Genomic DNA, 22,359 nt, shown 5'->3' on the forward strand with positions numbered 1-22,359 from the left:
GTGAGAGTCGCGCCGCTGTTAGCGTCCGCCGCATTATTTCTGAACACCCTTCCTAGGATAAGGATTTTGAAATGAATGCACCCTTGCAGCCTTTGTATACCAACGATGTTTCCCCAGAGTATCTGCGCAGCCTGGACAATCCACACTTCACTGAGCAGCAAATTGCGCAATTCCATGAGCACGCCCAAGTGGTTGTGCGTCAACAGCAGGCTTACATCGACGCTCATCCTGCTATCGCCATCTTCCGGTGCGCAACCGAGGGCAGCCACACCCGTAACGGCGGGGTGATCCAGCAAGGGACAGGGCCGCTGGAGTTCAAGTTGGAAAATGGACGCTCGGTGCGCGTAGCGCGAACAGGCGACTACGTCCTGTATGCCGATGACAGTACGGCGCAAATCATCACCGGCGCAGGGCAAGGCAACAATGATGTGGCGCTGGTCGGCAGCATGCTCAGCAATGGCGACGAAATCATCAATACACCGCAAGGCGGCTACGTGTTTATTGCGCGTGAAGGTGTGTCGATGGGCGAGGATTTTTTGCCATCGGTCGCGGATTGAGTGACGAAGTCTGGCGCTGTCCAAAGCTGTCTCAGTGCTGCGTTGCTTAAATGCTCACGCAGCTGACGGTCGCAACCCATGGCCTTAAACCTTCTGGGCTCGGCCGGAAGTAATGGAGAAGAAATTCAATGAAAGAAGGACATTTCATCGGTCTGAATGACCGAACCACCTGCGGTGGAAAAGTTCTCGATGGTGACACCCGGATCATGATGTATGGCGTCGCGCATGCCCGCGATGGTGATCGAGTCACGTGTGGAAAAGACGGGAAGACCTATCGGATCGTCGGTGGTATTTCGCACATGATCAGTCATGGAAAGCTCATGGCTGGTACGCTGGACAGTTACAGCAACTGCCCCTGTAAAGCTCGGCTGATCCCCACCGTAATGACGGCCACGTATCAAAGCAACGCAAGCCCTGTGCAGCCGGCCGCGAGGGCTGCAGGCTCACCGGCGGCTCCGGCTGAAAACAGCTTTACGGCCAAGCCTCAGGTGGTTGATCTGAAGCTGGCAGATAAGATCTCTGCACCACCCGGCGACCTTGGTGGAAGCGAAGCCTGTAACCATCCAGACCAGATGGAAGAGCTTGCCAGCTACATCGCAGGTGAGATGAACAGGAACATCAAGCATCCGTCCGTGTTGAAAATGAAAGAGCTGATGAGCTACGACAGCAGCGCGCAAGCCAGGAAATTTCGGGCGTTACCCTGGTACGCCAGACTGGCTGGACCACCAAATTTCAACGGAATTGCATGGACGAAGAAGCTTGAGGCGATGGCGATTTGGACGAAGCAGGTGGGTCAGAATATGGAGTGGGATCACAAGCCGAAGCTGGAGGCGATGTATGACGGTGTCGTTCGGCACAAGCAAGGGAGGTACGAGTACTACTACGATATTTGGTCGAATATCCATTATGGGTACGTCGGCATCGTAGGAGGGCTTTCAGAAAGCGTATTGTTAGATGGCGCGGGAGTTGAACAAATAGGTTCGGACACAAAAAGGTGGTTAGAAGACCGTAAGAAGAACCCCGGGCCGCATCTAACGGCGAGTCTATCTGATGGGCTGCGGGCATTTGACGATATCGCAGATAGAGTGGCGATAAGTATTGGTGTGAAACTCGCCAATCGACACTCAAGTGGTGGGGTGACAGCTAAAATTATCATGGCCGAAGTGCTGGCAGTCGCACCCGAAAATTGGGGGGATGGAGTCCGTGTCCACACCTGTACGTAAAACAGGTCCGAGGTATAGAAGGTGGTTGTGGATTCCATTTGTGTATCTGGCCATTAGCTACTGGGATATTGCACTTCCGACTGTAACCATTCACTACTCCGAAAATGGAAGGGAGGAACTCAGGTATATCTGGAATGTCCAGCACCGGATATACAAAGGCGGGATGCAACCCGGCGGAGGTACGGTCGATAATGGTTTTTTGTTTCCGGATGATAATTTTTTTATGGAAATCTCCTGGTGGAGCAAAAATGTTCGTGCCCACTGCGTCAACATAACTCCGAAGTGGCCTAATACGGATATCTATCTTGATGCCAATGGTGATATTGATCTCAGCGAAGGCAGCGGCACTGATTCGGACCGACTAAAACAATGCAAAACAGACACGGCTAGCCCATGAAAGAGGCAAAGGAATAAAAACGACTACACAATTTGTAGTGCGACTTTGGGGGGTATGAAGTCCGTGTTCACGCCTAAAAAACCTCGGTCGCGCTACATTCGGTGGCTATGGATTCCGTTGCTACCGCTATTGCTGCCCCTGCTGGTGCTTTTGCTGATTGTCCTCTGGCGAATTATTGTGCTTCCTACCGCAACCGTCCATTACTCCAAGAATGGCGTTGACGAACTGCGGTTCATCTGGAATGTGCAGCACCGGATTTACAAAGGAGACCTCCCCCCCGGCAGCAGCACACGGGACCATGGGTTCTTGTTTCCAGATGAGAAGTTTTTCATGGAGATCTCTTGGTGGAACGATAAAGATCTCCGGCACTGCGTCAATATAACGCCGACATGGTCCAATACGCACATCTACCTCGATGCCAACGGCGATATCGATCACAGCGAAGGCAGCGGTACGGATTCGCATCGACTAAAACAATGCATCACTGATACAGCGAGCCCATGAAGAGCCAAGGGATCAAAGCGACATGCAGTGCGATTCTGGGAGATGGAATTCGTGTCCACGACTGCAAGTAAATCCCGGAGACGGTATAAGCGATGGTTGTGGATTCCAGTTGTGTTTTTGGCCATCACTCATTGGGATATTGCGTTACCTACTGTGACTGTTCACTACTCCGAAGATGCTCGTGGCGAACTTAAATACATATGGAACGTGCAGGACCGTATTTTCAAGGGGCGTATGCAACCCGGAGGCGGTACGCGTGATTATGGCTTTCTGTTTCCGGATGAGAATTTTTTCATGGAAATTTCCTGGTGGAACGATGGCGCGCTCCGACATTGCGTCAACGTAACCCCTAGGTGGCCCAATACGCATATTTACCTCAATGCCAACGGCGACATTGATCACAGCGAAGGCAGCGGCACGGATTCGGGTCGACTAAAACAATGCGTCACCGATACCGCGACTCCATGAAAAGACCCCGTTTGCAGCCGTTGCTGTTCGGTCAAGTATTTAGTAGGAGCGAACTTGCTCCGGGCGGTGTTCCGATGATGCAGCCAAGAACGCTGCGTTTAACTAGTGAGCACGCGTTATCGTTGACGACCATCGCGAGCAGGCTCGCTCCCACAGGGTTTGGTGGTGTTTGCGCGGTAGTGATTACGCCAGCCATTCAATGTGGGAGCGAGCCTGCTCGCGATAGCGGTCTGACAGAAATATCAATGTTGACTGTGATGACCTCATCGCGGGCAAGCCCGCTCTCACAGGGATTGTGGCCGGCCGTGGGATTGGCGGTCACTGAAGATCAAAATGGTGGGAGCGGGCTTGCTCGCGAAAGCGGTGGATCAGTCGACACCTCTGTTGAATGTGCCGGCCTCTTCGCGAGCAAGCCCGCTCCCACAGTTCTATCGCATAATGGCTGGCCCTGGCGGCGTGTCAGGGGATGTTTCGGGGAACTCGGGAATTGTTGATCAGGTGGCAGGGGGTGGCATTTTTGCTGCTCGGCGCACTATCAGGTTGTGGTAACGGCGACGCCCTCGAAACCTTCGGCGGCCCGACCATGGGCAGCACCTATTCGATCAAGTATGTGCGCCACGCCGGCCTGCCGGCGCCGGACGAGGTCCGTGTCCAGGTCGAGCAAATCCTCGCTGACATTGACCGGCAAATGTCGACCTACCGCAGCGACTCGGATATCGAGCGCTTCAATGCATTACCGGCCAACCGCTGTCAGGCAATGCCGGCGTCGATCCTCGAATTGGTCCGCGTGGGTGAGCAGCTGTCAGTGCAAAGCGACGGTTCCTACGATCTGACGGTGGAGCCGTTGCTCAATCTCTGGGGATTTGGTCCGCAGGCCCGCGGGGAAAAAGTCCCGAGCGCCGAAGCGCTCGCCGAAGCCCGCCAGCGCGTCGGCCACGCACACTTGCGCATCGAGGGCGACCGGTTGTGCAAGGACGCCGCGGTCGAGGTCGACTTCAACAGCATCGCCGCCGGTTTCACCGTTGACACGATTGCTGCAAGGATCGAGGAAAAAGGCATCCACGATTACCTCGTCGAAGTCACCGGAGAACTCAAGGCCGCTGGCAAGAAGCCCGACGGCTCGCCATGGCGCATCGCCTTGGAAGAACCTCGGGATGACCGGCAGGTGGCCGAGCGGGTCATTGTTGTCGACGGTTATGGCCTGTCCACGTCCGGCGACTATCGTAATTACTTCGAACAGGGCGGCCAGCGTTTTTCCCACACTTTCGATGCGCGCAGCGGTGCGCCGGTCTCACACCGTCTGGCATCGGTCACGGTGATTCATCCTTCGGCGTTGATGGCCGATGGCTTATCGACGCTGTTGCTGATTCTTGGTCCTGAGCGCGGTTGGGACTACGCAGAAAAACACGATATCGGTGCATTTTTTGTGATTCGTGCCGATACAGGTTTCGTCACGCGCAGCAGTCACGCTTTTGAACGCCTCAGTGGCGAAAAAACCGAGTGATTGTGGCGATTTGAGCATTGAAAACTGGCGTTGTAGTGCAGGCAAAAGTAGCCTACGACGCGACCAAGGGTTAATGTGCGCGGCGTTGACGCTTCTATAGACTGTGTCCGGGTTCTGCACTGGCCCCAAATTGTTCCTTCATGCCACGCATTGGCGTGATTTAGCCGCAGGTGCCGAGGGTGCCGCGGCCTGTTCTGAGGAGTACGCATGGCTGTCTACAACTACGACGTGGTGGTGCTGGGTTCCGGCCCGGCGGGGGAAGGCGCGGCAATGAACGCCGCCAAGGCAGGGCGCAAGGTCGCGATGGTCGATAGCCGTCGCCAGGTCGGCGGCAACTGCACTCACTTGGGCACCATCCCGTCCAAGGCACTGCGTCACTCGGTGCGGCAGATCATGCAGTTCAACACCAACACGATGTTCCGAGCCATCGGTGAGCCGCGCTGGTTCTCCTTCCCGGACGTGTTGAAAAGCGCCGAGAAAGTCATTTCCAAACAAGTCGCTTCGCGTACCGGCTACTACGCCCGTAACCGCGTCGACGTGTTCTTCGGCACCGGCAGCTTCGCCGACGAGCAAACCATCGAAGTGGTCTGCGCCAACGGCGTGGTCGAAAAGCTGGTGGCCAAGCACATCATCATCGCCACCGGTTCGCGTCCTTATCGCCCGGCGGACATCGATTTCCACCACCCGCGTATCTACGATAGCGACACCATCCTCAGCCTCGGCCACACCCCGCGCAAACTCATCGTTTACGGCGCCGGCGTGATCGGTTGCGAATACGCCTCGATCTTCAGCGGTCTGGGTGTATTGGTTGAACTGGTGGACAACCGTGGGCAACTGCTGAGCTTCCTCGACTCGGAAATCTCCCAGGCCCTGAGCTACCACTTCAGCAACAACAACATCACGGTTCGGCATAACGAAGACTACGACCGCGTCGAAGGCGTGGACAATGGCGTGATCCTGCACCTCAAGTCCGGCAAGAAGATCAAGGCCGACGCCTTGCTCTGGTGCAACGGTCGTACCGGCAACACCGATCAGCTGGGTCTGGAAAACATCGGCGTGAAGGTCAACAGCCGTGGTCAGATCGAAGTCGACGAGGCGTACCGCACCTGCGTGCCGAACATCTACGGCGCCGGTGACGTGATCGGCTGGCCGAGCCTGGCCAGTGCCGCCCATGACCAGGGTCGTTCGGCCGCTGGCAGCATCGTCGATAACGGTAGCTGGCGTTTCGTGAATGACGTGCCGACCGGCATCTACACCATTCCGGAGATCAGCTCGATCGGCAAGAACGAGCAGGAGCTGACCCAGGCCAAGGTGCCGTACGAAGTCGGCAAGGCGTTCTTCAAGAGCATGGCGCGGGCGCAGATCGCCGGCGAGCCGCAAGGCATGCTGAAGATCCTGTTCCACCGTGAAACCCTGGAAGTGCTGGGCGTTCACTGCTTCGGTTATCAGGCGTCGGAGATCGTGCACATCGGTCAGGCGATCATGAACCAGCCGGGCGAACAGAACACCCTGAAGTACTTCGTCAACACCACGTTTAACTACCCGACCATGGCCGAAGCCTATCGGGTAGCGGCATACGACGGCCTCAACCGGCTTTTTTGAGTGGCTCCGGCCGGTGGCCTGAGCCGGCCGGGGAGACCGATTTCAGCAATTCTCGAGCGTGGCGGTGGCCAAACCGGGAAAGTCTGTAATCAGGCTGTCAACGCCGAAGTCGGCGAGCCTGCGCATCAGCGCGGGCTCGTTGACGGTCCATACCGACACATGCAGCCCCTGACGCTGCGCCCTTTGCAGGCGTTCCGGCGTGCACAGGGTCCAGTTCAGCGCCAGAATCTCACAGCCATAGCTGGCCGCGACCTTCAGCGGGTCGAGCCAGGCGTACTCGGCCACCAGCCCGCGGGATACGTCCGGCACCAGTTCCAGCGCCGCCTTGAGCACTTCACGGGAACTCGAGGTGATCGTCACCTTGTCCATCAGGCCATGACGCTGCGCCATTTCTCGAATCGCCAGCACGGTGGTGGCGGCACGCATCCTCGATGCACTTTTGACTTCCAGCTGCCAGTGATCGAAGTCGCATTTCTCGAACAGTTCTTCCAGCGTCGGAATCGGGCACGGCTTGATCCAGCCCGGGCCGCCCATGCGTGCGTCATAGGTCACAAGCTCCGCCGCCGTGTGTTCGACGACCTTGCCGCGACGGTCCGTGGTGCGTTTGAGGGTCGGGTCGTGAATGACCATCAGCTCGCCATCCATGGACAGGTGCAGGTCCAGTTCGCAGCGACGCACGCCGTGCTTGAGACATTCCTGAAAGCTGGTCAGGGTGTTTTCCGGTGCTTCGCCCTTGGCGCCGCGATGGCCGTAGATGAGGGTCACGGTTCTTCCTTAAATTAATTGCCTGATTCGAGTTGTTCGCGGGCCAGTCGTCGTTCCTGGGCCTGCTTTTGCAAGATGTGGCGGGCCAGCAGTTGGCGCTGGGCGTCGGTCAGGTGTTCGAACTCGGTGCCGACGTCATAGCCATCGCCCTTGCGGTCGCAATGGGTGACGCGAGCGCGCAGCAGCAGGCCCAGGGCTTGCGGCATCAGCACCAGCTTGACCGACAGGTGTGCGCCGGCGGCAATGGGCGTTGGATGCTGAAAGTCGATGCCGCCTTCGGAGATGATCACCGGCTGCGGTTCGCCGATCTGCCCGAGCACTGTCAGAGCGACGACCTGGCTCAGCAAATCGATGCGTTTGTTCTGGGATTTGAGGAATGCGGCGGTCGTGCGGTCGCGTTCGCTGAGCTGGCGCAACAGGTGTTGCGACTCGAATTCGCTCAGGTGCAGTTCGCTGAGCAAGTTGAAGAGTGGGGAAGCATCCTGCAACACTTCCTGGCCTGTGGCTTCAGCAGCGGACAGGAGCCGAATTTCCAGTGCGATCGTATCCTCGATACGGTAGTATTCGCGGCGATCTTCTTCATCTAATGTCGACATGGCGAACCCATGGTAGCGGCGGTGGTCTGAGTGTAAAGCTGGTTATCGACCCCCGCCACAAGGACGTTCCTTTTCCCTCCGAACAAGCCCCGACATGTTCAGACCTCTCTTCGTATTTATCGGCACGCGTTACACCCGTGCAAAGCGTCGCAATCATTTTGTGTCATTCATTTCCCTGACTTCGATGATCGGGCTCGCCCTTGGCGTGGTCGTGATGATCGTGGTGCTGTCGGTGATGAACGGCTTCGATCATGAGATGCGCACCCGCGTGCTGGGCATGGTGCCCCACGCGACCATCGAGTCCGGCGAGCCGATCAGCGATTGGCAAAGCCTGGCGGCCAAGGTCAAGCAGAACCCGCAGGTGACGGCCGTGGCGCCGTTTACGCAAATGCAGGGCTTGCTGACCAATAACGGCAAAGTCTCGAAAGTCCTGCTCAATGCCATCGACCCGGCGCAAGAGCGCCAGGTGTCGATCATCGATCACTTCATGACCCAGGGAAAACTCGACGACCTGGTGCCGGGTGAGTTCGGCATCGTCATCGGCGACAAGGCGGCGGCCAAGCTCGGTGCCGTGATCGGCGACAAGCTGACCTTCGTCGCCCCGGAGGTCACCGTGACCCCGGCCGGGATGTTCCCGCGCATGAAGCGCTTTACCGTGGTCGGCATTTTCCATGTCGGCGCCGGCGAGCTCGATGGCTATCTGGGCGTCACCAACCTGCAGGACCTGGCCCGGCTGCATCGCTGGAAACCGGATCAGGTCCAGGGCTTGCGCCTGAAGTTCGACGACCTGTTCCAGGCGCCGCGCACCGCGTGGAGCATCGCTCGCGATCTCGGTGAAGACCGCTTCTACGCCCGCGACTGGACCCGCACCCACGGCAACCTGTACCAGGCGATCCGCATGGAAAAAGCCATGATCGGCCTGTTGCTGCTGCTGATAGTCGCGGTCGCGGCGTTCAACATCATTTCCACGCTGGTGATGGTGGTGAACGACAAGAAGGGCGACATCGCGATCCTGCGCACCTTGGGCGCCACGCCGGGCACGATCATGCGCACGTTCATGGTGCAGGGCACGGTCATTGGCGTGGTCGGTACCGCGATCGGCGCGGTGGTCGGGATCTTCGCCGCGCTGAACGTCAGCGCTGCGATCTCGACCCTCGAAGGTCTGATCGGGCACAAATTCCTCAACGCCGACGTGTATTTCATCGATTACCTGCCATCGCAAGTGCAGAGCCAGGACGTCGTGATGGTCTGCTCTGCGGCGTTGGTCCTGAGTTTCCTCGCCACCCTGTATCCAGCCTGGCGTGCCGCGCGCACCCAGCCTGCGGAGGCGCTACGTTATGAGTGAGTCGGGCATGAGTGATAAAGCAATCTTGAGCTGCCGCAGCCTGGGCAAGTCCTACGAGGAAGGCCCGGAATCGGTGGAAGTGTTGGCCGGCCTGCAACTGGAGTTGCACCCGGGAGAGCGCGTGGCGATTGTCGGCAAGTCGGGCTCGGGTAAAAGTACCTTGCTCAACCTGTTGGGCGGCCTCGATACGCCGACCAAGGGCAGCGTCTGGCTCGACGGCGAGGAACTGTCGGCGCTGAGCGAGAAAAAACGCGGCCTGCTGCGTAATCGCGCCCTCGGCTTCGTGTATCAGTTCCACCACCTGCTGCCGGAATTCACTGCGCTGGAAAACGTCTGCATGCCGCTGCTGATCGGCAAGACCGCGATCCCGGAGGCGCGTCAGCGTGCCACGGCGTTGCTGGAGCGGGTAGGGCTGGGCCATCGCCTGGAACACAAGCCGGCAGAATTGTCCGGTGGCGAGCGTCAGCGTGTGGCCATCGCCCGCGCCCTGGTGAACACACCGGGCCTGGTGATGCTCGACGAGCCAACCGGCAACCTCGACTCCCACACCGCCCAGGGCATTCAGGACTTGATGCTGGAACTCAGCACCTCGATGCGCACGGCGTTCCTGGTGGTGACCCACGACATGAACCTGGCCCGCCAGATGGACCGCGTCCTGCACCTGCAGGAAGGTTGTCTCACGCCTATCTGATTGGCTGAAACCCGATGCCTGGAAAGGCGTCGGGTCATTTATTTCCATACGGTGCCCCAGCGAATGTTCAGACCGTTATCGATCTTTATCGGCACGCGCTATACCCGCGCCAAGCGCCGCAATCGCTTTGTTTCCTTCATCTCGATGACCTCGATGATCGGCCTCGCCCTCGGCGTGCTGGCGATGATCGTGGTGTTGTCGGTGATGAACGGCTTCCAGCGCGAAATGAGCTCGCGCATCCTTGGCATGGTGCCCCACGCCACCATCGTCGGCGTCAACCCGATTAACGACTGGAAACCCGTGGCAGCGGCCGCGATGAAAAACCCGGAAGTGACGGCGGCGGTGCCGTTCACCGAGATGGAAGGCATGCTGTCCTACAAGGGCACGATGCAGCCAATCCAGGTCAGCGGGGTCGATCCGGCGCTGGAAGGCCAGGTGTCGATCGTCGCCAAGCACATCGTCCAGGGCAGTCTCGAAGCCCTGAAACCGGACGAATTCGGTGTGGTGATCGGCGAGATCACGGCGCGCCGCTTCCGCTTGAACGTCGGCGACAAGATCACCCTGATCGTGCCGGAAGTCAGCAATGCGCCGGGTGGCATTACCCCGCGCATGCAACGGCTGAATGTGGTCGGTGTGTTCAAGGTCGGCGCCGAACTGGACGGCACCATGGCGTTGATCCACATGGCCGATGCCGCGCAGATGCAGCACTGGGAGCCGAATCAGGTGCAGAGCGTGCGCCTGGCGGTGAAGGACCTGTATGCCGCGCCGCAGGTGTCGAGCGACATCGCCACGGGGCTGGGCGCCGCCTACAAGGCTGACGACTGGACCCACACCCAGGGCAGCCTGTTCAGTGCGATGAAAATGGAAAAAACCATGATCGGCCTGCTGTTGCTGATGATCGTTGCGGTGGCGGCGTTCAACATCATCGCGACCCTGATCATGGTGGTGAACGACAAGGGCGCGGACATCGCGATCCTGCGTACCATCGGCGCCACGCCACGGCAGATCATGGCGATCTTCATGGTGCAGGGCACCGTGATCGGTATCGTCGGCACCCTGATTGGCGGTGTGTTGGGCGTGATTGCCGCGTTGAACGTCAGCCAGATCGTGGGCTGGATCGAGCGGGTCAGCGGGCAGCATATCTTCAGTTCCGACGTGTATTTCGTCAGCAACCTGCCGTCCGAGCTGCAAGGCGCGGATGTGGCGCTGATCTGCACGGCGGGCTTCGTCATGAGCTTCCTGGCCACGGTTTACCCGGCGTGGCGGGCGGCGAAGATCGAGCCGGCTCATGCACTGAGATATTCGTAACCCGTAACACTGCCTTCGCGAGCAGGCTCGCTCCCACATTAGATCTGAGTCAACTCGGTCAACTGTGGGAGCGAGCCTGCTCGCGAAGAGGCCGGTCCTGCCAGCCTCAATGTCCCTTTCGGAAGCCGCTTTCGCTGGCAAGCCAGCTCCTACAGGTGATGGAGGCCAGAACTGTTGGCCTCAATCTCCCCTTGGCAGCTCGATCACAAACCTGGTCCACCCATTCTCCGATTCACAACGAATCTGCCCGCCATGGGCACGGACGATCGACTGGGTGATCGCCAGTCCCAGTCCCGCATGTTCGCTGCTGCCTTCGCGGCGTGCCGGGTCTGCACGGTAAAAGCGGTCAAATAGCCGCGGCAATAGATCTTCGGGAATCTGTTGGCCGGTATTTTCAACAGTCAGGCGCAATTCTTTTGGTTGATCGACGATTCGCACCCGAACATCGCCATCGGCCGGTGTGAACCGCAGTGCATTGTCCAGCAGGTTCGACAGCGCCCGCCGCAACATGCTGCGGTCACCTTCGATACGGGCATTGCCGTCACGACTCAGTGTTACCCGCGCGTCTTCCGCCAGTGGCGCAAAAAACTCCAGCAGCAGGTCTGCTTCTTCGGCCAGTTCCAGCGCTTCGCGCTTGGGGATCAACAACCCATGGTCAGCCTTGGCCAGGTAGAGCATGTCGTTGACCAGTTGCGCCATCCATTGCAGCTCTTCGAGGTTGCTGTGCAGCGCCTCGCGGTAGTCTTCGATGGGGCGAGGGCGGGTGAGGGTGACCTGGGTGTGGGTCAGCAGGTTCGACAGTGGCGTGCGCAGTTCATGGGCAATGTCGGCGGAGAACGCGGACAGGCGCTGAAACGAGTCGTCGAGGCGTCCGAGCATGGCGTTGAAGTTGTGGGCCATTTCCGCCAGTTCCGGCGGCATGTTTTCTTCAGGCAAGCGCGCGTTCAGCGATTGCGCGGAAACGCCGCTGGCCACCGCACTGATCCGCCGCAACGGGCGCAAGCCGCTGCGTGCCGCCCAGGCGCCCAGCAGTGCGGTGGCCAGGGCTGACAGGCCGACGGTCAGCCAGATCAAACGCTGCATGCGTTGCAGAAAATGCTGGTGGTGGGTGATGTCCAGCAGCAGGGTCAGTTGCGGGGACTCGGGTTTGTCCGCGAAAAGCGGCGCATTCAGCACGCGGTAATCCATGCCTTCATGGCTCACCGTCGACAACCCGGGCTGGCGCGGCAATGTCTGCGGAATGTTGGTCGAGCTGTCAAACCAGCGCTGGCCATCGCTGCCGGTGATTCGTAGGGGCAGGCCAGCCTGCCGGCTCAGTTCCTTGGCCAGTTTTACCTCGCTGTCACTCGACTGGAAGTCGTGCAAGGCCCGACGCAAGCCAATCAGTTTGCCGACCAGCAGTTGCTGGTCCAGCTCAATGAAGTGCGCCTCGCTGGCGCGGCTGAACAGTACCCCGGCGAACAACGACACCACGGCGGTGCACGCCGCAAACAACAGCGCCAGGCGGCTGCTCAAGGACAGCCGGCGCATCAGGCGGGGCGCTCTTCGAGGACGTAACCCATGCCGCGCACGGTGTGGATCAGTTTGTTGGGGAATTCATCGTCGATCTTCAGGCGCAGACGACGGATCGCCACCTCGATGACATTGGTGTCGCTGTCGAAATTCATGTCCCAGACCTGGGAAGCAATCAGCGACTTGGGCAGGACTTCGCCCTGGCGGCGCAGGAGCATTTCCAGCAGGGCGAACTCCTTGGCGGTCAGGTCGATACGCTGGCCGCTGCGTTCGACCCGGCGACGGATCAGGTCCAGGCGCAAATCGGCCAGTTGCAGGCTGGTCTCCTGAGGCGTGGCACTGCCGCGACGCAACAGGCTGCGCACTCGCGCCAGCAGTTCGGAGAAGGCAAACGGCTTGACCAGATAGTCATCGGCGCCCAGTTCGAGGCCGTGAACCCTGTCCTCCACGGCGTCACGCGCCGTCAGAAAAAGTACCGGCGTGTCCAGGCCAGCGCTGCGCACCGCTTGCAGAATCTGCCAGCCGTCACGACCCGGCAGCATCACATCGAGAATCAGCAGGGCATATTCGCCGCTGAGGGCTAATTGCTGGCCGGTGTTGCCGTCGGCCACCAGTTCCGTGTTGAACCCGGCCTCGGCCAGGCCCTGGCGCAGGTAATGGCCGGTTTTCGGTTGGTCTTCGACGATCAGCAGTTTCATGGGCGACTCATGGCAAATGGAACGAACGCTTTATACCGTGGGCGGCGTTCTTACAGGGCAACCTGACAAAGTTGTAATCAGGCTGTCAGGTTGCGGGCAGTGCTGGCAGTTTAGAGTTTTTCGCATGCCGAGCCTTATCTTCTTGGAGTATGACGATGTTTTTACGCAAATCCGTGGCGCAAATCCTGTGTTTGCTGGCGCTGAGTTCACCGGTGTGGGCGGAGGTCGGGCATTCCTACGATTTCGGTCAACCGGCCTCGGCGGCCAAGGCGACCCGCAGCGTCGAATTGGTCATGGGTGACATGTCCTTCACGCCGCAGGCCATCGACATCAAGGCCGGGGAAACCGTGCGCTTCGTGCTGGTCAATAAAGGCCGGTTGTTGCATGAGTTCAACCTGGGGGATGCGGCGATGCACGCCAGACACCAGCAGGAAATGCTACAGATGCAACAGAGCGGCATGCTGATGCCGACCGGCATGAAGGCAATGGACCACGGCAACATGGCCGGCATGGATCACGGCCAAATGGACCACGGCATGAAGCATGACGACCCCAACAGCGTGCTGGTGGAGCCGGGCAAGACCGCCGAGCTGACCTGGACCTTCAGCAAGGCCACCAGCCTCGAGTTTGCCTGCAACATTCCCGGTCATTACCAGGCCGGCATGGTCGGCAAACTGACTGTCAGTCAGTAAGCACTCAAAGGCGGGAGCAAAGGCTGATAGAATCCGCTGATTCTTCAGTCAGGTTTCCGCCATGCATCCCGCAGCCGAACATTCGCCGCTGGGCAAGTCCAGCGAATACATCGCCACCTACACGCCGTCCTTGCTGTTCCCGATCCCGCGCACCGCGAAGTGGGCCGAACTGGGCCTGACGGCGCAAACCCTGCCGTATAAAGGCGTGGACTTCTGGAACTGCTTCGAATTGTCCTGGCTGCTGCCGTCCGGCAAGCCGGTGGTGGCGATCGGCGAATTCAGCATTCCGGCGGATTCGCCGAACATCATCGAATCGAAGTCGTTCAAGCTGTACCTCAACTCCCTGAACCAGACGCCGTTTGCCGATACCGCGAGCCTCGAGGCGACGTTGGTCAAGGATTTGTCGGCGGCTGCCGGCAAGCCGGTGGGCGTGCGCATTCGCAGTCTCAAGGATGTCGAAAGCGAAGGCGTCGTGGCCTTGCCGGGCGTGTGCATCGACGAGCTGGATATCAGCGTCAGCAACTACGAACATCCGCGGCCGGAACTGCTGCGTTGCGATGATTCGCGCATTGTCGAGGAGAGCGTGCACAGCCATTTGCTCAAATCCAACTGCCCGGTCACCAGCCAGCCGGACTGGGGCAGCGTGGCGGTGGAGTACCGTGGCGCGGCGCTGGATCACGCGAGCCTGCTCGAATACATCGTCAGCTTCCGCCAGCATTCGGACTTCCATGAGCAGTGTGTAGAGCGGATCTTCCTCGACCTGCAGCGGTTGCTCAAACCGCAAAAACTGACGGTGTATGCGCGTTATGTGCGGCGCGGCGGGCTGGATATCAACCCGTATCGCAGTACTGAAGAAGTGCAGCTGCCAAACCATCGCCTGGTCCGCCAGTAACGATCCAATTGTAGGAGCGAGCTTGCTCGCGATGGTGTGTCAGTAGACGCCAAGGTAGCTGACACTCCATCGCGAGCAGGCTCGCTCCTACAAAGGCATTGTTGGGTTCAGATTCCCATGTTGGCCAAGGCCTGCCCGATGTTACGCAGGGTGCCGGCAAGCGTCGGATGTTCGAGTTCGAAGCGCTCGACAGCCAGGTTGACGCCATCGGCGAGGCTGGAGTCCTGGGTTTTGGTTTCGAGTTCAAGTTTCAACTCGATCTGTTGCATCAATTCGTGTAACTCGGCGCGTTCGGCTTCGGACAACGGAGGATTCTGTTCCAATTGCTCGCGCAGGGCATTGAGTTGTTCTTGCAGTTCGCGGGCAGGCATGGCGTTCTTCCTTCTATCGATAGGCACTGGCATAGACCAAGGCGACGAGCCAAAGGTCGATGGCTGACCTTTAGATTAATCCACTCGCGCGCAACGTGCATGATCTCGGTCAGGGCTTTTCGCCCTTGAGCCGACGCAAGCTGATATCGGCCAGGCAGGTGTCGAGTTCACCGAGGTGATCGATCACCGAATGCACACCCAGACCGAACAGTTGCATCGTGGCCTTGGCGCGTTTGATGTCGCGCCCCTGCGGGGCCAGCGCTTGCCATTCCTGAGGCGTCAATCCGCACAGCGAGCCGCAGGACGCCAGGCCAATGGTCCACAACCCGGCATTGAGCCCCGCTTGCAGCAGGCGGGGTTCGCCGCTCACCAGTACGCAGCCGTCGAGTCGCTCGACGTTCAGGGTCATCAAGGCTTGCCAGCAGGCGTTCGGGGCGGGCCATGGGGTATTTGTTGCTAGATGTTGCGATGGCTTGATCCACTCAGGCAACGCCGCGGCCAGGGATTGGCTCAGGGCAGGGGGCAGCTCATCGAGCCAGGCGCAGGGGATTTTCCGCCGCTGCAAGCTGCGCAGGCTATCCAGTGCGCCGGGTGTGGCCTCGGCGTGTTCGGCCGAGTGGCTGCCGTGCCGGCGCGTGTGTGCGCCGAAATCCACCAGGCAGCCACTGAGGCCGAACAGTACGGCGGTCAGGCTGGGTGCGGTTTGGGGCAAGGCTTCGGCGAGTGGCATGTCAACGTCCCTGAAATAGCCTGAAGGTTAGCGAGCGACGGTGACAGTTGAGTGACATGGACGTGAATCGCTCGCATTTGGCACGATTCCTTCAATGTGAATTTCGTGCAAAGTGCCTTAAACGGCGTTTACGTCTTATACTTGGCAACTTATTGCCTGGGCCAAGTGCCCGGGCCAGTACAAACCAAGGAGTTTTTTTCTATGCGCTGGAGCAATCATCTAGCCAGGATTTGTGTGTGCGCCAGTGTGATGCTGGTTCCGTTCGTTGCCCAGGCAGCCACGGAAGAGGATCCTTGGGAAAGCGTCAACCGCCCGATTTACAAGTTCAACGACGTGATCGACACCTATGCGCTCAAACCCCTGGCCCAGGGCTACCAGTACATAACGCCGCAGTTTGTCGAAGACGGCGTTCACAACTTCTTCCGCAACATCGGCGATGTGCGCAACCTGGCCAACGATATCCTGCAGGTCAAACCTCGCGCCGCAGGCGTTGATACCGCACGAATCATTTTCAACACCACCTTCGGCTTGCTGGGCGTCATCGATGTCGGCACCAAAATGGGCCTGCAGCGCAATGACGAAGACTTCGGTCAGACGCTGGGTTACTGGGGTGTCGGCAGCGGCCCTTACGTGATGCTGCCATTCCTGGGCCCAAGCACCTTGCGTGATGCGCCGTCCAAGTACGTCGACAGCTATACCGGTGCTTATCGTTACGTTAACGACGTTCCGGTGCGTAACTCGTTCTTTGCCCTGGATATCATCGATACCCGCGCCAACCTGCTGTCGAGCGAGAAGCTGATCACCGGCGACAAGTACACCTTCATCCGCAATGCGTACTTGCAGAACCGTGAGTTCAAGGTGAAAGACGGTAAGGTTGAAGACGATTTTTGATCTCGACCGGTAAACTGAAAAAGGCGGCCATCAACAGGCCGCCTTTTTTGTCTGCGCAGACCCGCATGCGGATGTAATCGCGCTTTTCACCGTAGTCCCGGCCGGTTTGACTCATGGGTTCGAACCTTCCATTGGGTTACGGTTTTGCCGGTTCTTATAACTCTCGGTGATTTGACAAATAAAGACGTCAAGCGACCATCGGCGTGAGCTTGAAACGCCCCGCGGATGGGAGTACCGTCTGCGCCTTAGAAGGGCACCTCTGGTGAACACGTGTGTAGGGCAAATGCCCGAAAGCGGTGCGACAGAGAGGCTAGAAAGCGAATCCAGTAGTCAGCGCCGGGCCAAAGTTCCCCGCCTGCTACGCCAACCTAATTCTGGCGCCGTTTGCCCACATGCGAAAAACCAGTGCCACGCTGCTGATAATCGATGATGACGAAGTAGTTCGCGCGAGCCTCGCCGCCTATTTGGAAGACAGTGGTTTCAGCGTCTTGCAGGCCAGCAATGGTCAGCAGGGCCTTCAGGTATTCGAGCAAGACAAGCCCGACCTGGTCATCTGCGATCTGCGCATGCCGCAGATGGGCGGGCTCGAACTCATCCGCCAGGTCACCGAACTGTCGCCGCAAACGCCAGTGATTGTGGTGTCGGGTGCGGGCGTGATGAACGACGCGGTCGAAGCCCTGCGCCTGGGCGCAGCGGACTACCTGATCAAGCCTCTCGAAGATCTGGCCGTGCTCGAGCACTCCGTGCGCCGGGCCCTGGATCGTGCGCGCCTGTTGCTGGAGAACCAGCGCTACCGCGAAAAGCTGGAGAAGGCCAACCGCGAGCTCGAAGCCAGCCTGAACCTGCTCCAGGAGGACCAGAACGCCGGTCGCCAGGTGCAGATGAACATGCTGCCGGTCAGCCCCTGGGCCATCAACGAATTCAAATTCGCTCACCAGATCATCCCGTCGCTGTACCTGTCGGGTGATTTCGTCGACTACTTCCGGGTCGACGAGCGCCGGGTCGCCTTTTACCTGGCGGACGTTTCCGGTCATGGCGCCTCTTCAGCCTTCGTCACCGTGCTGTTGAAGTTCATGACCACGCGCTTGCTGTTCGAATCCAGGCGCAGCGGCACCTTGCCGGAATTCAAGCCTTCAGAGGTTCTTGGTCATATCAACCGGGGCCTGATCAGTTGTAAGCTGGGTAAACACGTCACAATGGTCGGTGGAGTCATCGACGAGGAGACCGGTTTGTTGACCTATAGCATCGGCGGTCATCTGCCGTTGCCAGTGTTGTACACGCCAGACAGTGTTCGTTATCTGGAAGGGCGTGGTTTGCCGGTGGGTCTCTTCAACGAAGCCACCTACGAAGACCACGTGCTGGAACTGCCACCGACGTTCAGCCTGACGCTGATGTCTGACGGTATTCTGGACCTTTTGCCAGAACCCACACTCAAAGAAAAAGAGGCGGCGTTGCCCCAACGGGTCAAGGCTGCGGGCGGCACCCTGGATGGGCTGCGGCAGGTTTTTGGATTGGCCACGCTAGGGGAGATGCCGGATGATATCGCCCTGTTGGTGTTGAGCAGGAATCTCTGATGAGTACTGGTAGAATCCAGTTCGCCGAGCAGAACGGCACCTTCGTCCTCAAGTTCGTCGGTGAAGTTCGCCTGACCCTGTGTTCGGCGTTGGATGCGACTATAGAGAAAATCTTCACCGCGAAGAATTTCAACGCGATCGTGATCGATTTGACCGAAACCCGCAGCATCGACAGCACCACCCTGGGCCTGCTGGCCAAGCTGTCGATCCTGTCGCGGCAACAGGTCGGCCTGCTGCCGACCGTCGTCACCACCCACGAAGACATCACCCGTCTGCTGCAGTCCATGGGCTTCGAACAGGTGTTCAACATCGTCGACCAGCCCGTACCCTGCCCGGAATGCCTGGACGACCTGCCAGACCAGGATCAGTCCGAAGAAGTGGTGCGGATCAAAGTGCTCGAAGCGCACAAAATCCTCATGGGCCTGAACGACACCAATCGTGAAGCGTTCCACGATCTGGTGAATGCGCTGGAGCGCAATTGATCCCCTGAATTGATGTGGGCCGGACCGGCCCCATCGCGAGCAAGCTCGCTCCCACAGGTTTTTCGCTCAGCACACGACCTCAGCCACCCCACAAATCCCTGTAGGAGCGCTCCCACAGGGTCCCGTGTGCGCCGCATTATTATTGTGGGAGCCAGCCTGCTGGCGATGGCGGTGGACCAGCCAACGAAGATGTTGAAGCTGCCGGCCTCTTCGCGAGCAGGCTCGCTCCTACAAGGTCCTTCGTTCAGCACACGACCTCAGCCACCCCACAAATCCCTGTAGGAGCGCTCCCACAGGGTCCCGTGTGCGCCGCATTATTATTGTGGGAGCCAGCCTGCTGGCGATGGCGGTGGACCAGCCAACGAAGATGTTGAAGCTGCCGGCCTCTTCGCGAGCAGGCTCGCTCCTACAAGGTCCTTCGTTCAGCACACGACCTCAGCCACCCCACAAATCCCTGTAGGAGCGCTTCCACAGGGTCCCGTGTGCGCCGCATTATTATTGTGGGAGCCAGCCTGCTGGCGATGGCGGTGGACCAGCCAACGAAGATGTTGAAGCTGCCGGCCTCTTCGCGAGCAGGCTCGTTCCTACAAGGTCCTTCGTTCAGCACACGACCTCAGCCATCCCGCAAATCCCCGTGGGAGCGAGCCTGCTCGCGATGGCGTCCGCAAGAACCCCGCCTCAACGCTCCATGATCTGGTGAATGTGCTGGAGCGGCACTGATTGAGATAAGTCTGTGGCGAGGGAGCTTGCTCCCGCTGGGCTGCGAAGCAGCCCCAAGGCCATATAACCTATGGTGTCAGAGATATCCAGGCAGCAGAAATCACGACTGCTACGCAGCCGAACGGGAGCAAGCTCCCTCGCCACAATGGGTAATCTGTACCCACTCAGATCCCAGCTTGGCCTCTCACCGGTTTTTCGCTCAGCACACGACCTCAGCCGTCCCGCAAATCCCTGTGGGAGCGAGCTTGCTCGCGATGGCGTCCGCAAGAACCCCGCATCCACAAAAAAGGGCGAACCCACCAAGGTTCGCCCTTTTTGCATTACATCAACTCAGATCACAGCTTGGCCTGCAACAACGCCTCAAGTTTCTCCTGATCCCGCGCGAACTGACGAATCCCCTCAGCCAGCTTCTCGGTCGCCATCGCATCTTCGTTGGACAACCAGCGGAACTGCGCCTCGTTGAGGCTCAGGCGCGCTTCACCGGCATTGCCCGGCGCCAGCTTGCGTTCCAGCTTGCCGGTATCCGCCGCCAGTTTGTCGATCAGGTCCGGGCTGATAGTCAGGCGGTCGCAGCCGGCCAGTTGCTCGATCTGGCCCAGATTGCGGAAGCTCGCCCCCATGACCACGGTCTTGTAGTCATTGGCCTTGTAGTAGTTGTAGATGCGTGTCACCGACTGCACGCCTGGATCATCGGCACCGGTGTAGTCGTTGCCGTTGGCTTTCTTGTACCAGTCGTAGATGCGGCCTACGAATGGCGAAATCAGGAACACCCCAGCGTCGGCGCAGGCGGCGGCCTGGGCGAAGGAGAAGAGCAGGGTCAGGTTGGTCTGGATGCCTTCCTTTTCCAGGATCTCGGCAGCGCGGATGCCTTCCCAGGTGGACGCGACCTTGATCAGCACGCGGTCACGGCCAATACCGGCCTTGTCGTACAGCTCGATCAGGCGATGCGCACGCTTCAACACGGCGTCAGTGTCGAACGACAGGCGCGCATCCACTTCGGTGGAAATACGGCCCGGGATCACTTTCAGGATTTCTTGCCCCACGGCCACGCCAAAACGGTCGCTGGCCAGGCCCACATCGCCCTTGCAGTCATTGACGCAGGCGTTCAGCAGCTCGGCATACGCCGGAATGGCCGCGGCCTTGAGCAGCAGGGAAGGGTTGGTGGTGGCGTCCACGGGTTTAACGCGAGCGATAGCTTCGAAGTCGCCGGTGTCGGCAACCACGGTGGTCATTTGTTTAAGTTGTTCCAGCTTGGAAGTCATGGGCGTGCTCTGTCCTATGGGTCTGATGACATTACCCGAGCGCTGACAGCCACTCAAGGGTGCGTACGTGTATCAATGCCCCCTGCGGCAACAACCTGAAAACAGGTGTTTGAAAGGTGGGGCGCGGTGTCGATAAATAAGATGCCAGGCAGGCTCACAGGTTCAACCGATCTGACGGTCAGCGCCTTGCAACCCGATCATCTGACCCCTGAATCCTCTGATAACGCTCGCCGCACCATGCGTGTAATTACCGATATCGTTGAAGTCTATATAGTTCGATTGCAGGCTCAATTATTGTTATAAAAAGTCAATTAACACACTGGCAAAGTTAGTCTTTGCGCTAACAAATGTAATGTTATTTAGCGGGCGTATTGATCGTTAAAATACGTCCAGTACATACATTGAATAAAGTGTAATGTAATAATCGGAAATGTGTGTTTGTAGAAATAACTTCACAGCGTGAAGAGGTATATGTTTTTGGATGCGTTTGATGATTTGATGCTTGGCTACGCACTAAAAAAATTGACCGACGTGTTTGAAGAAATCGAGGAGGTTTCCAAAAACACCGCTTCGGACAAGGCAACCTGCGTGCTGGGTATCAGACAATCCAAAGCCGCAAAAAAAATCCCCGTCTGGCTGGGGCGTCTCAGAGGCAACACCCCATATCAAGTCACGCATGCTCTGATCGATCAGATGCACGCCTCTCGAAAACTCGACCGCGACCTGCGCTTCGCGGCACAAGCTGCCTTGCTCGAAGCCCTGATAGAGGACGGCCTGGCAATGCACATCGCGAGCTATTCGGTGGTTGTCGTAGAGAATCGCCTGAAGTGCTTTTTGGATCGATGAGCGTTGTACCTACTGAACACGCGCCCAGTACCCATTGCACTGGAAAATTGCACGAGACGTGAGGAAGTAGATTGGAGTCAAAACTGTACATCACTCAATACGCTGGCATCACCGTCATGCTTCCAGCGGCCATGGTCGTCGCCGGTTGGCTGTGGTGCATGGCATCCAGAAAACTCGCCCTTTTATGGCTAGGCGTACTGTTCGTAGCCTATTTCGTCGTCGGTCTCAGTAAGGTGCTGTTCAAAGGCTGGGGAATCGGCCTGGAAAGCCTGAATATCGCGGTCATCAGCGGCCACGCGATGAACGCCTGCCTGGTGTCGACCGTGGTCCTGAGTTTGCTATTGCGCCAACTGGATCATCGGCTTCGATGGCTGGCGCTGGGGGCAGGGCTGCTGTCGACCTGGTGGTTCAGCGTCCAGTATGTCGGGCAGACGATTCATCCTCTGCCGGAAGCGATTGCCGGGGCGGTCGTGGGGTCAGCCGCGGCGTGCGTATTTCTTTTCAGGCTGGAGCGAAAGGAAGTTCGCAAAATTCCCCGCACGGCCCTCATGCTAGGGCTCGCGGTTATCATGCTGAGTACGAGTCTTCCAAAATATACCGCCGAGAGGCTCTTGAACTCTTTCGCAGTCACTCTTTCGGGGGCAGAGAGGGCATTCATGCAGCCTGACTGGCGCACTCGCGGAGAATCGTCAAGGTTGTAGCTTTTGCTTCGGTTGTGAGTTCTGGCGA

The 22,359-nt window shown here is 58.7% G+C and carries 24 protein-coding genes; 17 read left to right on the top strand and 7 right to left on the bottom strand.

What is annotated here, in order from left to right:
- Nucleotides 1–71: 71 nt before the first annotated feature.
- The 7 genes from C8K63_RS25765 to sthA all read left to right on the top strand — a co-directional run bounded on the left by C8K63_RS25765 (nt 72) and on the right by sthA (nt 6,255).
- Nucleotides 72–557 (top strand): hypothetical protein, encoded by a 486-nt coding sequence (locus C8K63_RS25765; protein WP_108219244.1) that lies wholly within the window; start codon nt 72–74, stop codon nt 555–557.
- Between the two features lie 128 nt (nt 558–685).
- A complete protein-coding gene (locus tag C8K63_RS30645; RefSeq protein ID WP_223529565.1) occupies nt 686–1,780 on the top strand; it encodes a polymorphic toxin type 44 domain-containing protein in 1,095 nt (364 codons plus the stop codon).
- A 40-nt stretch (nt 1,781–1,820) separates the two neighbouring features.
- Nucleotides 1,821–2,177, top strand: coding sequence for a hypothetical protein (locus C8K63_RS25775; RefSeq protein WP_108219245.1), 357 nt, complete (start codon nt 1,821–1,823; stop codon nt 2,175–2,177).
- A gap of 63 nt (nt 2,178–2,240) precedes the next feature.
- The gene (locus tag C8K63_RS25780) at nt 2,241–2,681 is read left to right on the top strand and encodes a hypothetical protein (RefSeq protein ID WP_256594993.1); all 441 of its coding nucleotides are present in this window, start codon (nt 2,241–2,243) and stop codon (nt 2,679–2,681) included.
- A gap of 111 nt (nt 2,682–2,792) precedes the next feature.
- The gene (locus C8K63_RS25785; protein ID WP_108219246.1) at nt 2,793–3,149 is read left to right on the top strand and encodes a hypothetical protein; all 357 of its coding nucleotides are present in this window, start codon (nt 2,793–2,795) and stop codon (nt 3,147–3,149) included.
- 466 nt (nt 3,150–3,615) lie between these two features.
- Nucleotides 3,616–4,653: an FAD:protein FMN transferase gene (locus C8K63_RS25790; protein ID WP_178086793.1), complete on the top strand. Its 1,038-nt coding sequence runs from the start codon at nt 3,616–3,618 to the stop codon at nt 4,651–4,653.
- Between the two features lie 207 nt (nt 4,654–4,860).
- Entirely contained in the window at nt 4,861–6,255 is a 1,395-nt protein-coding gene (gene sthA / locus C8K63_RS25795; protein ID WP_108219248.1) for a Si-specific NAD(P)(+) transhydrogenase, read from the top strand.
- A gap of 42 nt (nt 6,256–6,297) precedes the next feature.
- On the opposite strand, the gene C8K63_RS25800 is transcribed toward sthA, so the two are convergent.
- Both C8K63_RS25800 and C8K63_RS25805 read right to left on the bottom strand, forming a co-directional pair.
- The gene (locus C8K63_RS25800) at nt 6,298–7,020 is read right to left on the bottom strand and encodes a glycerophosphodiester phosphodiesterase (protein ID WP_108219249.1); all 723 of its coding nucleotides are present in this window, start codon (nt 7,018–7,020) and stop codon (nt 6,298–6,300) included.
- A 14-nt stretch (nt 7,021–7,034) separates the two neighbouring features.
- Nucleotides 7,035–7,616: a PilZ domain-containing protein gene (locus C8K63_RS25805; protein WP_108219250.1), complete on the bottom strand. Its 582-nt coding sequence runs from the start codon at nt 7,614–7,616 to the stop codon at nt 7,035–7,037.
- A gap of 94 nt (nt 7,617–7,710) precedes the next feature.
- Here C8K63_RS25805 and C8K63_RS25810 point away from each other — a divergent pair, with 94 nt between their 5' ends.
- From C8K63_RS25810 to C8K63_RS25820, 3 genes are all read left to right on the top strand, one after another.
- Nucleotides 7,711–8,961: a lipoprotein-releasing ABC transporter permease subunit gene (locus C8K63_RS25810; RefSeq protein WP_108219251.1), complete on the top strand. Its 1,251-nt coding sequence runs from the start codon at nt 7,711–7,713 to the stop codon at nt 8,959–8,961.
- A gap of 7 nt (nt 8,962–8,968) precedes the next feature.
- Nucleotides 8,969–9,652, top strand: coding sequence for a lipoprotein-releasing ABC transporter ATP-binding protein LolD (lolD, locus tag C8K63_RS25815; RefSeq protein ID WP_177323267.1), 684 nt, complete (start codon nt 8,969–8,971; stop codon nt 9,650–9,652).
- A gap of 63 nt (nt 9,653–9,715) precedes the next feature.
- Complete coding sequence (locus C8K63_RS25820) at nt 9,716–10,960, top strand: lipoprotein-releasing ABC transporter permease subunit (protein ID WP_108219252.1); 1,245 nt, start codon at nt 9,716–9,718, stop codon at nt 10,958–10,960.
- A 180-nt stretch (nt 10,961–11,140) separates the two neighbouring features.
- Here the strand turns inward: C8K63_RS25820 and C8K63_RS25825 are convergent, their stop codons facing one another.
- On the bottom strand, nt 11,141–12,490 hold the full coding sequence (locus C8K63_RS25825) for a heavy metal sensor histidine kinase (protein ID WP_108219253.1): 1,350 nt from the start codon (nt 12,488–12,490) through the stop codon (nt 11,141–11,143).
- On the bottom strand, nt 12,490–13,170 hold the full coding sequence (locus C8K63_RS25830; RefSeq protein WP_007995297.1) for a heavy metal response regulator transcription factor: 681 nt from the start codon (nt 13,168–13,170) through the stop codon (nt 12,490–12,492). Before C8K63_RS25830 ends, C8K63_RS25825 begins: the two co-directional genes overlap by 1 nt.
- 155 nt (nt 13,171–13,325) lie before the next feature.
- On the opposite strand from C8K63_RS25830, the gene C8K63_RS25835 reads away from it, so the two are divergent.
- Complete coding sequence (locus tag C8K63_RS25835) at nt 13,326–13,862, top strand: plastocyanin/azurin family copper-binding protein (protein WP_108219254.1); 537 nt, start codon at nt 13,326–13,328, stop codon at nt 13,860–13,862.
- A gap of 61 nt (nt 13,863–13,923) precedes the next feature.
- Entirely contained in the window at nt 13,924–14,754 is an 831-nt protein-coding gene (gene queF, locus C8K63_RS25840) for an NADPH-dependent 7-cyano-7-deazaguanine reductase QueF (RefSeq protein ID WP_108219255.1), read from the top strand.
- A gap of 107 nt (nt 14,755–14,861) precedes the next feature.
- Here the strand turns inward: queF and C8K63_RS25845 are convergent, their stop codons facing one another.
- Both C8K63_RS25845 and C8K63_RS25850 read right to left on the bottom strand, forming a co-directional pair.
- Nucleotides 14,862–15,125 (bottom strand): DUF4404 family protein, encoded by a 264-nt coding sequence (locus C8K63_RS25845; RefSeq protein WP_008053327.1) that lies wholly within the window; start codon nt 15,123–15,125, stop codon nt 14,862–14,864.
- A gap of 109 nt (nt 15,126–15,234) precedes the next feature.
- Nucleotides 15,235–15,855, bottom strand: coding sequence for a phosphatase (locus C8K63_RS25850; protein ID WP_108219256.1), 621 nt, complete (start codon nt 15,853–15,855; stop codon nt 15,235–15,237).
- Between the two features lie 201 nt (nt 15,856–16,056).
- Between C8K63_RS25850 and C8K63_RS25855 the strand changes: the two genes are divergently transcribed.
- The 3 genes from C8K63_RS25855 to rssC all read left to right on the top strand — a co-directional run bounded on the left by C8K63_RS25855 (nt 16,057) and on the right by rssC (nt 18,802).
- Entirely contained in the window at nt 16,057–16,746 is a 690-nt protein-coding gene (locus C8K63_RS25855; RefSeq protein ID WP_108219257.1) for a VacJ family lipoprotein, read from the top strand.
- Nucleotides 16,747–17,138: 392 nt separating this feature from the next.
- Complete coding sequence (gene rssB / locus C8K63_RS25860) at nt 17,139–18,320, top strand: two-component system response regulator RssB (protein ID WP_108219258.1); 1,182 nt, start codon at nt 17,139–17,141, stop codon at nt 18,318–18,320.
- Nucleotides 18,320–18,802, top strand: coding sequence for an anti-sigma factor antagonist RssC (rssC, locus tag C8K63_RS25865; protein ID WP_108219259.1), 483 nt, complete (start codon nt 18,320–18,322; stop codon nt 18,800–18,802). Before rssB ends, rssC begins: the two co-directional genes overlap by 1 nt.
- 1,055 nt (nt 18,803–19,857) lie before the next feature.
- Here the strand turns inward: rssC and tal are convergent.
- Nucleotides 19,858–20,784 (bottom strand): transaldolase, encoded by a 927-nt coding sequence (gene tal, locus C8K63_RS25875; protein WP_108219261.1) that lies wholly within the window; start codon nt 20,782–20,784, stop codon nt 19,858–19,860.
- Nucleotides 20,785–21,255: 471 nt separating this feature from the next.
- Here tal and C8K63_RS25880 point away from each other — a divergent pair, with 471 nt between their 5' ends.
- On the top strand, nt 21,256–21,630 hold the full coding sequence (locus C8K63_RS25880) for a hypothetical protein (protein ID WP_256357119.1): 375 nt from the start codon (nt 21,256–21,258) through the stop codon (nt 21,628–21,630).
- A gap of 71 nt (nt 21,631–21,701) precedes the next feature.
- Nucleotides 21,702–22,331 (top strand): hypothetical protein, encoded by a 630-nt coding sequence (locus C8K63_RS25885; protein ID WP_371920804.1) that lies wholly within the window; start codon nt 21,702–21,704, stop codon nt 22,329–22,331.
- The last annotated feature ends 28 nt before the right edge of the window (nt 22,332–22,359 follow it).

The sequence above is a fragment of the Pseudomonas sp. GV085 genome (assembly GCF_003050925.1).
Classification (GTDB): domain Bacteria; phylum Pseudomonadota; class Gammaproteobacteria; order Pseudomonadales; family Pseudomonadaceae; genus Aquipseudomonas.

What these genes read in the sequence shown, in the direction of transcription:
- C8K63_RS25765 (WP_108219244.1), top strand. Translation starts at nt 72, where the DNA reads ATGAATGCACCCTTGCAGCCTTTGTATACCAACGATGTTTCCCCAGAG.
- C8K63_RS30645 (WP_223529565.1), top strand. Translation starts at nt 686, where the DNA reads ATGAAAGAAGGACATTTCATCGGTCTGAATGACCGAACCACCTGCGGT.
- C8K63_RS25790 (WP_178086793.1), top strand. Translation starts at nt 3,616, where the DNA reads ATGTTTCGGGGAACTCGGGAATTGTTGATCAGGTGGCAGGGGGTGGCA.
- sthA (WP_108219248.1), top strand. Translation starts at nt 4,861, where the DNA reads ATGGCTGTCTACAACTACGACGTGGTGGTGCTGGGTTCCGGCCCGGCG.
- C8K63_RS25805 (WP_108219250.1), bottom strand. Translation starts at nt 7,616, where the DNA reads ATGTCGACATTAGATGAAGAAGATCGCCGCGAATACTACCGTATCGAG.
- C8K63_RS25810 (WP_108219251.1), top strand. Translation starts at nt 7,711, where the DNA reads ATGTTCAGACCTCTCTTCGTATTTATCGGCACGCGTTACACCCGTGCA.
- lolD (WP_177323267.1), top strand. Translation starts at nt 8,969, where the DNA reads ATGAGTGATAAAGCAATCTTGAGCTGCCGCAGCCTGGGCAAGTCCTAC.
- C8K63_RS25820 (WP_108219252.1), top strand. Translation starts at nt 9,716, where the DNA reads ATGTTCAGACCGTTATCGATCTTTATCGGCACGCGCTATACCCGCGCC.
- C8K63_RS25825 (WP_108219253.1), bottom strand. Translation starts at nt 12,490, where the DNA reads ATGCGCCGGCTGTCCTTGAGCAGCCGCCTGGCGCTGTTGTTTGCGGCG.
- C8K63_RS25830 (WP_007995297.1), bottom strand. Translation starts at nt 13,170, where the DNA reads ATGAAACTGCTGATCGTCGAAGACCAACCGAAAACCGGCCATTACCTG.
- C8K63_RS25835 (WP_108219254.1), top strand. Translation starts at nt 13,326, where the DNA reads ATGTTTTTACGCAAATCCGTGGCGCAAATCCTGTGTTTGCTGGCGCTG.
- queF (WP_108219255.1), top strand. Translation starts at nt 13,924, where the DNA reads ATGCATCCCGCAGCCGAACATTCGCCGCTGGGCAAGTCCAGCGAATAC.
- C8K63_RS25845 (WP_008053327.1), bottom strand. Translation starts at nt 15,125, where the DNA reads ATGCCTGCCCGCGAACTGCAAGAACAACTCAATGCCCTGCGCGAGCAA.
- C8K63_RS25850 (WP_108219256.1), bottom strand. Translation starts at nt 15,855, where the DNA reads ATGCCACTCGCCGAAGCCTTGCCCCAAACCGCACCCAGCCTGACCGCC.
- C8K63_RS25855 (WP_108219257.1), top strand. Translation starts at nt 16,057, where the DNA reads ATGCGCTGGAGCAATCATCTAGCCAGGATTTGTGTGTGCGCCAGTGTG.
- rssB (WP_108219258.1), top strand. Translation starts at nt 17,139, where the DNA reads ATGCGAAAAACCAGTGCCACGCTGCTGATAATCGATGATGACGAAGTA.
- rssC (WP_108219259.1), top strand. Translation starts at nt 18,320, where the DNA reads ATGAGTACTGGTAGAATCCAGTTCGCCGAGCAGAACGGCACCTTCGTC.
- tal (WP_108219261.1), bottom strand. Translation starts at nt 20,784, where the DNA reads ATGACTTCCAAGCTGGAACAACTTAAACAAATGACCACCGTGGTTGCC.
- C8K63_RS25880 (WP_256357119.1), top strand. Translation starts at nt 21,256, where the DNA reads ATGTTTTTGGATGCGTTTGATGATTTGATGCTTGGCTACGCACTAAAA.